Annotated in this window: 9 protein-coding genes and 1 pseudogene; 6 read left to right on the plus strand and 4 right to left on the minus strand. The window is 65.3% G+C overall.

Features of this window, described 5'->3' with window-relative positions; genetic code table 11:
- Positions 1-231: pseudogene (locus tag ACLP25_RS30885) on the minus strand (IS1595 family transposase); the annotation flags it as partial.
- Between the two features lie 289 nt (positions 232-520).
- On the opposite strand from ACLP25_RS30885, the gene ACLP25_RS30890 reads away from it, so the two are divergent.
- The gene (locus ACLP25_RS30890; RefSeq protein WP_442472911.1) at positions 521-1,093 is read left to right on the plus strand and encodes a hypothetical protein; all 573 of its coding nucleotides are present in this window, start codon (positions 521-523) and stop codon (positions 1,091-1,093) included.
- A gap of 721 nt (positions 1,094-1,814) precedes the next feature.
- On the opposite strand, the gene ACLP25_RS30895 is transcribed toward ACLP25_RS30890, so the two are convergent.
- Positions 1,815-2,462: a 2OG-Fe(II) oxygenase gene (locus ACLP25_RS30895; RefSeq protein ID WP_442472912.1), complete on the minus strand. Its 648-nt coding sequence runs from the start codon at positions 2,460-2,462 to the stop codon at positions 1,815-1,817.
- A gap of 109 nt (positions 2,463-2,571) precedes the next feature.
- Entirely contained in the window at positions 2,572-3,492 is a 921-nt protein-coding gene (locus ACLP25_RS30900) for a hydrogen peroxide-inducible genes activator (RefSeq protein WP_442472913.1), read from the minus strand.
- A gap of 114 nt (positions 3,493-3,606) precedes the next feature.
- On the opposite strand from ACLP25_RS30900, the gene ACLP25_RS30905 reads away from it, so the two are divergent.
- Positions 3,607-3,861 carry a hypothetical protein gene (locus tag ACLP25_RS30905; RefSeq protein WP_442472914.1) on the plus strand — a complete coding sequence of 85 codons (255 nt, stop codon included), beginning with the start codon at positions 3,607-3,609 and terminating at the stop codon, positions 3,859-3,861.
- A 247-nt stretch (positions 3,862-4,108) separates the two neighbouring features.
- Positions 4,109-4,705: a short chain dehydrogenase gene (locus ACLP25_RS30910; RefSeq protein ID WP_442472915.1), complete on the plus strand. Its 597-nt coding sequence runs from the start codon at positions 4,109-4,111 to the stop codon at positions 4,703-4,705.
- Between the two features lie 175 nt (positions 4,706-4,880).
- Here ACLP25_RS30910 and ACLP25_RS30915 read toward each other — a convergent pair whose 3' ends face one another.
- Positions 4,881-6,143 carry an NAD(P)/FAD-dependent oxidoreductase gene (locus ACLP25_RS30915; RefSeq protein WP_442472916.1) on the minus strand — a complete coding sequence of 421 codons (1,263 nt, stop codon included), beginning with the start codon at positions 6,141-6,143 and terminating at the stop codon, positions 4,881-4,883.
- A gap of 289 nt (positions 6,144-6,432) precedes the next feature.
- Between ACLP25_RS30915 and ACLP25_RS30920 the strand changes: the two genes are divergently transcribed.
- The 3 genes from ACLP25_RS30920 to ACLP25_RS30930 form a co-directional block, all read left to right on the plus strand.
- Positions 6,433-7,974, plus strand: a complete 1,542-nt coding sequence (locus ACLP25_RS30920; protein WP_442472917.1) for a trimethylamine methyltransferase family protein — start codon at positions 6,433-6,435, stop codon at positions 7,972-7,974.
- A gap of 29 nt (positions 7,975-8,003) precedes the next feature.
- Positions 8,004-8,528 (plus strand): hypothetical protein, encoded by a 525-nt coding sequence (locus ACLP25_RS30925; protein ID WP_442472918.1) that lies wholly within the window; start codon positions 8,004-8,006, stop codon positions 8,526-8,528.
- A partial coding sequence (locus ACLP25_RS30930; RefSeq protein WP_442472919.1) for an FAD-dependent oxidoreductase occupies positions 8,525-8,661 on the plus strand: 137 nt, incomplete at its 3' end. The genes ACLP25_RS30925 and ACLP25_RS30930, both read left to right, overlap by 4 nt.

Raw genomic sequence — 8,661 nt, forward strand, 5'->3', positions numbered from 1 at the left:
GCCGCACTTCTTGCAACGGAACCGCCGCACGCCGTTCGCTGCGCCGCAACCGACCGACGCGCCGTTACCGCAATGCGGGCACCGGCGCTCATCGCCCAGGCTCCCCTCGATTGCCGCCGTTACCGCCGCGCGCGGCGTTCGCCCCGCCAGCACCTCCTCAAGCTCAATGCGCTGATCGGCCGTCAGGTCGTCAACCACCGCAACCCACGCCCGAAAGGCCCCGTGCTCCATCAAAACCTCCATCAGAACGCCACCCATTCTAACAGATTTAGGCCATACATAGCCAACGCTAATTGAGCGATAAGTTAAGAGGTTCAGATATTCGGAGCGCAACTCCCGAACTCGCTCAAGTTCGCACCCGCGCTGGATCGTCGCATGCGCCGTCCTCGGGAGCCGCCATCGGGCGGCGTGGCGATCCAGAAGATCGTCGGGCGCCCTTCGCTGTTCGACACTGCTTTGCGAGCGGTCGTTCTGATCCTATATCGCGACCATAGTCTTTCCTGTGACCGAGACCGATTTTATGGCGCTGCTGCACGTTCCGCTCAATCAAATTGATGAAGGGCGTCTTCAGGACCTTATCACTTCCGGGGCGGCCCAACGCCGCGCAATTGACTACAAGCGCGCGACTTACGGCAATGTCCACGCCGACTACGCGGGATTCCTGGCCGACGCATCGTCCTTTGCTAGCACTTCTGGCGGTGATCTCGTGCTCGGCATCGACGCGACTAATGGGATCCCAACCGCAGTAACGCCCCTCAACATGCAAATGGACGGAAAGAAGTTTCGCCTAGAGCAGATCGCACGCGGCGGTTTTCAGCCCCGTATAGCGAACATCGCATTTCACGTCGTGCCTATCCAGGCAGTGGTAATGTCCTCGTCATTCGGGTCCCTCGTAGCTACAACCCCCCACACCGGGTCATTCGCCACGGCAGCAATCGTTTTTGGGCACGCTCGGCCGCCAGGAAATATGAGCCAGACGTCAGTGAACTCCGAACGCTTTTCAACGCCGGTCCCCAGCTCGCGGACCGCATTCGCGACTTCCGCCTCGACCGCATCGCCAAAATCGCCGCTGGGCAAGCCCCGGTTAAGCTAATGAACCGGGGCAACATTATCATTCATGTGGTTCCACTCTCGGCCTTCGATGCGACTCCGGGTCTTCCCTTGAACGGAAAGTTGGATCATTTGCTCCGATCGGGTCTTCGACAGCAACCGGGACCCGCATTAATTTTGCAGGCGTTCTCGAGACCTCCAATGCCGGCCTACGAGCCACCGAACATCGCGCCTATGCCCAACTCTTTCGGAACGGTATCATCGAATCCGTGAACTCGAGCCTGATTCAGTTAAGCTCCGGGAACCCGGTCATCTTGAACCTTGACGACCTTCTCGTTCGTGAGACTATGAGGATCTTGAGAGATCTTCCCGCTGTTGCCTTGACCGGGACCAGTATCACTTCGACGAAGTGATCTTTGACGCCATCCCAACCGATCAGGCCGAATGCGCCAGAATCATCTGTCCGATACTGGACCAGATGGCGAATGTTGCCGGAAACGCGACGTCGCCTAGTTTCGACAACCAGGGCCGTTACGTTCAGGCGGCGCGCTAGCCCCGCTCCGAAACAACTCGGGTTCTTTCGCTGCCGGCGATGAAGGTCCGCAAGGTCGATTTGACCCGTTCGCCAGGCCGTCGGCGAATGGCCGCCTTTTTCGCAATCCGGCCGTCGATCGTGTCGTCTTGGAATGATCGCATTCCGCCCGTCTCTCGCGTATCCGGGCGGCGCCAGCGGGCAGAATTGAGGGAAGAGAGAGGAACGACCCTCACGCCGCAGGCTGCGGAGATCCTTTGCCGAACAGGCGCTTGAACGACGCCGAGACGTGGTGGCGCAGCATGGCCATTCGGCGGTCGCCTTCCGACGTCACCCAGTTGAACTGGATGACGCGGCGCTCTCCGGAAAAGGGCTTGTGGCCGTGCCAGGAATTTTCCGACCGCTTGAACGCGAGCAGCGTTCCGGCGGCCGGCGGGACCTCCATGATCATGTCGTCGAGGTTGTCCGCCGACCTCAGGAGCCTCAGCCGCCCGCCGGTGTGCTCCCATTCCGGATTCATGTAGATCAGCAGGGTGAGGATCTTGGACTTGGTGTCGGTATGGATGCGGCCGTCCTTCGGGCTGCATCGTCCGCGGACAGTGACCGTGTGCGGCCGGCCGGCGAGATCGACGCCGAATTTCTCCTCGAACGCTTCGCGGAATTCGTCGCTCGCCATCTCGTCGAGCAAATCGGCGAAATAGCGCCCATAGGAAACCTGGGCCACAGGAAAGCTGCCGCTCTCGGCGATCTTCGGATAGTCCCGATTGATGTCGGCTTGGACCTCTGGCCTCACGAACCCGGGCACGACGAAGAACTCGAAAGGCTCCTTCGCCACCGGCGCCGCCTTCAGCGCTTCCACGTCCAAATAGCGCAACGCCATCGGGCGGACTCCCTTTGCAACCCCACGCCTCGGCGCGGCAACCTAGGGGCAGCGTTCCGCGCTGTCAAAGCGCGCCGGGGCAAGCGCGCCGGGGCGGACAACCGGCGTCTTAAGCGAGGCTTGCGGCCGAGGGCGTGGCCGCGTCGCGCAAAAGTCCCGCTAGCCGGCGGAACGTCTCCTTGCGGCCGGAACTCCTGCGCCAGACGAGCGCGATGCGCCGATGAGGCCTGTCGCCCGCGAGCGGCGCGACATGCAGGTCCAGGCCGGCGATGAGACCGGAGGCGATCGCCATCTCCGGCACGAGGGTCACGCCCAGTCCGCTCGCCGCCATTTGAACGAGCGTGTTCAGGCTCGTTCCCTGAAGCGCTTCGTTGCGGCGCGCCCCCTCCAGTTCGCAGGCGGCCAGCGCATGTTCGCGCATGCAATGGCCGTCCTCGAGCAGCAGCAGGTCTTCCGTCGCCATGTCCCCGGGCCGAACGGTCTCGAGCGACGCCAGACGGTGGCTGCGCGGACAGACGACGAAGAACGGATCGAGGGCGACGTCCTCGCTCTCGGCGTCGGCGAGCGGGACGGGGAGCGCAAGGATGACGGCGTCGAGCTGGCCCGCCTCGAGCCGGGCGAGCAGCGGCGCCGTCTGCTCCTCGCGCAAATAGAGCTTCAGCTCCGGCGCCGCCTCGCGCAGCTTCGGCAGCATCCGTGGCAGAAGGAAGGGCGCGATAGTCGGGATGACGCCGAGCCGGAGCGGGCCGGAGAGCGGGTCGTGCGCCGCCAGCGCGATGTCGACCAGGTCCTCCGCCTGTCTGAGTATCGTCCGCGCCCTCTCTGTTATTTCCAGGCCGATTCCAGTCGGCGCGACGGAGCGGCGGGTCCGATCGAACAGCGTGACGCCGAGGCCTTGCTCGAGCTCCTGGATGGCCGCGCTCAAGGTCGACTGGCTGACGTAGCAGGCCTCCGCCGCCTGGCCGAAATGCCGGCGATCGGCGAGCGCAACCAGGAATTTGAGTTGGCGAAGTGTGGGCAGGATCCTCATGAGGGGCTTTTTGATCGCTTTTATCGATCAAAGCAATCAGTATTTGCCGCTTTAAACGATGGCGGTAGCGGGCTACATCCAAGCCGCCTTCGGGGGCCGCGCTGGGCGGCCCGCGTGATCGACCTCGCGGGTCTCGCGTCGCAGGTAACGCTGATCGAGTTCGATCCGAAGCTGCGCGCCGACGACGTGCTGCAGGCGAAGCTCCGCTCGCTCACAAACGTGTCGGCGCAGACGACCGAGGTGTTTGGGGACGGGACGAAGGTAATCGGGCTCGCCTGCAAGGACCGCATGACCGGCGCGGCGAGACGTCGGCTTACGGGGTGTTCGCGGCGGGCGACGCGACGACCGTGCCGTTCAAACAGATCGTGATTGCCATGGGCGACGGCGCAAAGTCTGCGCTCTCCGCTTTCGACTGCCTCATGCGCGCGCCCGCGCCGCTGGTCGAGGCGGCGTGACGGGGCAGAGTTTTTCGCCACGAAGTTCACGAAGAGACACCAGGTCTTCGATCCTTCGTGTCCTTGTTGGTGAATCCTGCCGCCGATTGCCGCGCCTCGACGTTCGGGCTTAGGCTGGCAGTTTCGCGGGCGATCGGCGCCCGCCCGAACGGAGCGCGACAATGAGCAAGATTCTGGTCATCGGCGCCGCGGGCTTAACCGGCGCTGAGGTCGTCAAGGCGCTCGGCGCGGAGAACTGCATCGGCGCCTCGCGCAGTTCCGACGAAAAGGTCGACATCGCCGACCCGAAGTCTCTCGCGGCCCTGTTCGAGCGGGTCGGTCCGGTCGACGGGATCGTCTGCACCGGCGGCGCGGCGCGGTTCAAGCCCTGGAACGAAACGACCGACGAGGACTGCACGTTCTCACTCGCCAACAAGCTCTTGGGCCAGATCAACGTCGCCCGGTACGGCGCGAGGACCGTCAAGCCGGGCGGCGCGATCACGCTGACGACGGGGCTTGCGGCGCAATATCCCTCGCCGGGCAGCGCGATCATCACAACGGTCAATTCTGCGCTGGAAGCCTTTGTGCGCGCGGCCGCGGCGGAGCCTGCGACCACGATCCGCGTCAACGCCGTCTCGCCCGGATGGGTTGCCGAAACGTTGCAGGCGATGGGACACGACCCGGCGGGCGGAATCCCCGCCGGCGACGTCGCAAGGATCACGGTCAAGCAGTTCCGGGAGGGCGCCTCAGGCACGACCGCGCCGGCGGCGAAAAGCTAGGCGCTTCGGAGGGGCGGCGTCTCGCCGCCTTAAGGAGCGCGAGACGCGCTCCCTCCGTTGGAGCGCGGGTCGGTCATCAAAATCCTCCTTGCGCGCTCCTATCACACGAAACTTCGCCGGTATAGTTTCGGGCTTGTACCGATTCGGAGGGGCGGCGTCCCGCCGCCCCCGGGCCTTAGGCTAGAACCCTTCGCGGCTCCTTGACCAGCGAGCCGAGGTCGAAGCTGACATTGGCGGCGTGCTCGGACGTCAGCTCCACGCCGCGGTCAAGCACCTTCCGGGCGACGACATGGTCCTTCACCCGATTGACGCTGTCGGCGGCGATGAACTTACCGCTCTTGAAGTAGAAAGCGGAGAACCTGTAGTTCTCGACGTCGCCCCGAAGCACGACGTGATCATAACCCGCGACCCGCCCGACGACGCGGAGGTTGACGTCGTACTGATCCGACCAGAACCACGGCGCGTCCAAGAACGGCTTCTCGACGCCCATCAGCGCCGCCGCGCCGGACCGCGCCTGTTCGATGGCGTTCTGCACGGATTCCAGGCGGTGGAGCGGCATTCCCGGTTCGTGCGCGGTGGCGGTGCAATCGCCGGCGGCGACGATGTCAGGATCCGCGGTGCGCGAGCACGCGTCGACCACGACGCCGTGCTCGCAGCGCAAGCCCGCCTCGCGAGCGAGCCTGTCGTTCGGCACGAGGCCGATCCCGGCGACGATCAGATCGGCTTCGAACACGCGCCCGTCGACGAGGCGGACGCCCGTCGCCTGCCCATCCCGGGAGAGAACCTCGGCGACATTCGCCCCGAGTTCAAGCCGGACGCCGCGCTCGCGATGGAGTCGCGCATAGACGTCCGACAGCACTGGAGCGACGGCGCGGGCGAGCACTCGCGGTTCGCGCTCGATCACCGTGACCTCGCGGTCGCTCAACCTACAGCAGGCGGCGACTTCCAGGCCGACGAATCCAGCGCCGACCACAAGCACCGTGTCGGCGCGGGCGAGCGCCTCGGCGAACTTGTAAGCGTCGTCGACGCTGCGCAGCGAAGAAATGCCGGGGAGATCGCCGCCGGGGATCGGCAGCCGACGGTTGGACCCGCCGGTGGCGATCACGAGGCCCTCGTAGGCCTGCCGGGCGCCCGAATCGAGCGAGACTTCGCGGGCGGCGCGGTCGATCGCAAGGACGTGGATGCCGGGGCGGAAGTCGATGCCCTTTGCCGCGATCTCGGCCGGCCCGCGCAACTGGATCGAGTCGAAATCCAGACTCTCGAGCAGCATGTCCTTGGACAGGGGCGGCCGATGGTACGGCGGGTGCGGCTCGTCGCCGAACAGGATGATCTCGCCCTCCCAGCCTTCCTCGCGCAGCGATTCCGCGGCCTGGATGCCCCCCTGGCCGGCGCCGACGACGACCATCGGCCGATCCGTTTTCTTCGCTCGCTGGACCATCTGCACCCTCCCGTTGCGGACGCCGCGGCCGCCCACCGGGGGGGCGCCCACGCGAAAGTCGGATGTTATAAGGCCGGTCGGCGGCGCGCTGTCGGCTGGCCGACAGGGCGAGGCGGCTGTTCGGAAAAAGGCCCTTGGCTGCCAAGGAGGCGCTGCCGCTCCTTGAGGCGCGAGGGTGTGGGGGAAAGCGGTCCGGTGCTTGGGCGTTACATTTTCGGTTCAAAAGGCCGCGCCGCTGTCGCAATGTGGAAGCAATCCGTTGCGACCGAGCCCGAGGAGCGCGCGCCCTATGTCCGAACCAGCCCCTGCTCGGGAGCCCCGCCGAGGACGCGAAGCGCGCCGCAGCGCGCGCGCCCAGCGCTCGGCCGCATCCGTCCCCTACATCACGCGAAAAATCCCGATCACCGAAATTCTGAGCGCGGAGGGGCTCGAAATCATCGAGCACAACGCCGACACGCTTCTTCAGGACGTTGGGATCGAGTTTCGCGACTTTCCGCGGGCCCTCGATCTCCTCCGCGCCGCAGGCTGCGACATCAAGGAGAGCCGCGTCCGCTTTCCCCGCGGGCTCGCGCGAAAACTTTGCGCGACGGCCCCGGCGCAATACGTGCAGCACGCGCGCAACCCCGGGCGCAGCGTCCTCATAGGCGGCGACGCGATGGTGTTTGCGCCGAACTACGGCTCGCCCTTCGTCCACGATCTCGAGAAGGGCCGCCGCTATGGAACGCTCGAGGACTTCCAGAATTTTGTGAAGCTCGCGTATCTCAGCCCCGCCATCCACCACTCCGGGGGCACGCTTTGCGAGCCGGTCGATCTGCCGGTGAACAAACGGCACCTCGAGATGGTCTATTCCCATGTGAAATATTCCGACAAACCTTTCATGGGCTCGGTCACCAAGCCGGAACGGGCCGAGGACAGCGTGCGCATTTGCGAGCTTCTGTTTGGCGAGGAATTCGTGCAGCGGAACACGGTGCTGACGAGCCTGATCAACGCCAACTCGCCGCTCGTCTGGGACTCGACGATGCTCGGCGCGGCGGAAGCGTACGCGCGGAACAACCAGGCCTGCATCATCACGCCGTTCATATTGTCGGGGGCGATGAGCCCGGTCACTGTCGCCGGAACCCTGACGCAGGTGCTGGCCGAGGTGATGGCGGGGACGGCTTTCTGCCAGCTCACGCGGCCGGGCGCGCCGGTCGTGTTCGGGACCTTCGTCTCGACGCTCTCGATGCAGTCGGGCGCGCCGACCTTCGGGACCCCGGAGGCGTCGCTTGCGATCTTCGGCGCGGCGCAGCTTGCGCGCCGGATGAACATGCCGTTCCGCACCGGCGGCTCGCTCAGCGCCTCGAAAATCCCGGACGCGCAGGCGGCCTACGAGAGCGCGCAGACCCTTGCGCCGACAGTGCTGGCCGGAACCAATTTCGTGCTTCACGCCGCAGGCTGGCTCGAGGGCGGCCTCACCGCCTCCTACGAGAAATTCGTGCTCGATTTCGACCAGCTCGGCGCCATGCACGTGCTCGCCAGGGGAGTCGATCTCAGCGAGAACGGTCAGGGGATGGAGGCGTTTCATCAGGTCGAGCCCGGGGGCCACTTCCTCGGCTGCGCGCATACGCAGATGAACTTCGAAACCGCCTTCTACCGGTCGAGCGTCGCCGACAACAATTCCGTCGAGCAGTGGCAGGAGGAAGGCGCGAAGGACGCGGCGGCCCGGGCGAACGTCTTGTGGAAGGCGATGCTGGCGGACTACCAGCCGCCCCCGCTCGACCCCGCCAGGGACGAGGCGATCCGCGCGTTCATCGACGAGCGCAAGGCCTCGATGCCGGACGCGACGTACTGAGACTGCCGGCGCAATCAGGAGGAACAAGGATGGATCCAGGTCAGACGGACACTGCGCAGACCCTACGCGCTGGCGTAGTCGGCGGCCTCACGGGAGGGGTGTTCATCTGGATCTACGAGGCCGCCGTCTGGGTCGAAGTGCAGCACCTGATGCCGCTGGCAGGCATTCCCCGCAACGCGACAGGACTCGTCTTCGGGCAGGCCGTGCAGGAGGCGCTTGGCGGTTTCGCTTACGTTCTCGGCGCCGGCATCCACTTCTTCTTCTGCGTCGTCTGGGGCGTTGTCTTCGCTTACGCGTGGCCGTTCTTTGCGCGGCGCGGTTTTGAGGCGACCCTTGTCGCCTTGTTCTTCGCCGTGATCGTTTGGGTCGTGATGCACGCCGCGATTGCGCTCGTATCGACGAATCATCCGAACTATCTCGATCCGAATGTCGTTATCGGCGGTCTCCTTTCGCATATCTTCTTTGCCGTTCCGCTCGCCCTCGTCGTCAAGCAGATGCTCGCCGATCCGCCGAGGCCCAACGAGCGCCCGGTGCGGCTTGGGGTGATCCGATGAGAACGCATGCACGCGCGGTTGTGATCGGCGGCGGCGTGGTCGGCGTCTCGACGCTCTACCATCTCTGCAAGAAGGGCTGGACCGACAGCGTGCTCGTCGAGCGCAAGGAGCTGACCTCGGGCTCCACCTGGCA

The organism is Roseiarcus sp. (assembly GCF_052145395.1).
In the GTDB taxonomy this organism is placed as follows: domain Bacteria; phylum Pseudomonadota; class Alphaproteobacteria; order Rhizobiales; family Beijerinckiaceae; genus Roseiarcus.

Excerpts from the sequence above, each read along its gene's own strand:
- ACLP25_RS30890 (WP_442472911.1), top strand. The coding sequence starts at position 521 with ATGGCGCTGCTGCACGTTCCGCTCAATCAAATTGATGAAGGGCGTCTT.
- ACLP25_RS30895 (WP_442472912.1), bottom strand. The coding sequence starts at position 2,462 with ATGGCGTTGCGCTATTTGGACGTGGAAGCGCTGAAGGCGGCGCCGGTG.
- ACLP25_RS30900 (WP_442472913.1), bottom strand. The coding sequence starts at position 3,492 with ATGAGGATCCTGCCCACACTTCGCCAACTCAAATTCCTGGTTGCGCTC.
- ACLP25_RS30910 (WP_442472915.1), top strand. The coding sequence starts at position 4,109 with ATGAGCAAGATTCTGGTCATCGGCGCCGCGGGCTTAACCGGCGCTGAG.
- ACLP25_RS30915 (WP_442472916.1), bottom strand. The coding sequence starts at position 6,143 with ATGGTCCAGCGAGCGAAGAAAACGGATCGGCCGATGGTCGTCGTCGGC.
- ACLP25_RS30920 (WP_442472917.1), top strand. The coding sequence starts at position 6,433 with ATGTCCGAACCAGCCCCTGCTCGGGAGCCCCGCCGAGGACGCGAAGCG.
- ACLP25_RS30925 (WP_442472918.1), top strand. The coding sequence starts at position 8,004 with ATGGATCCAGGTCAGACGGACACTGCGCAGACCCTACGCGCTGGCGTA.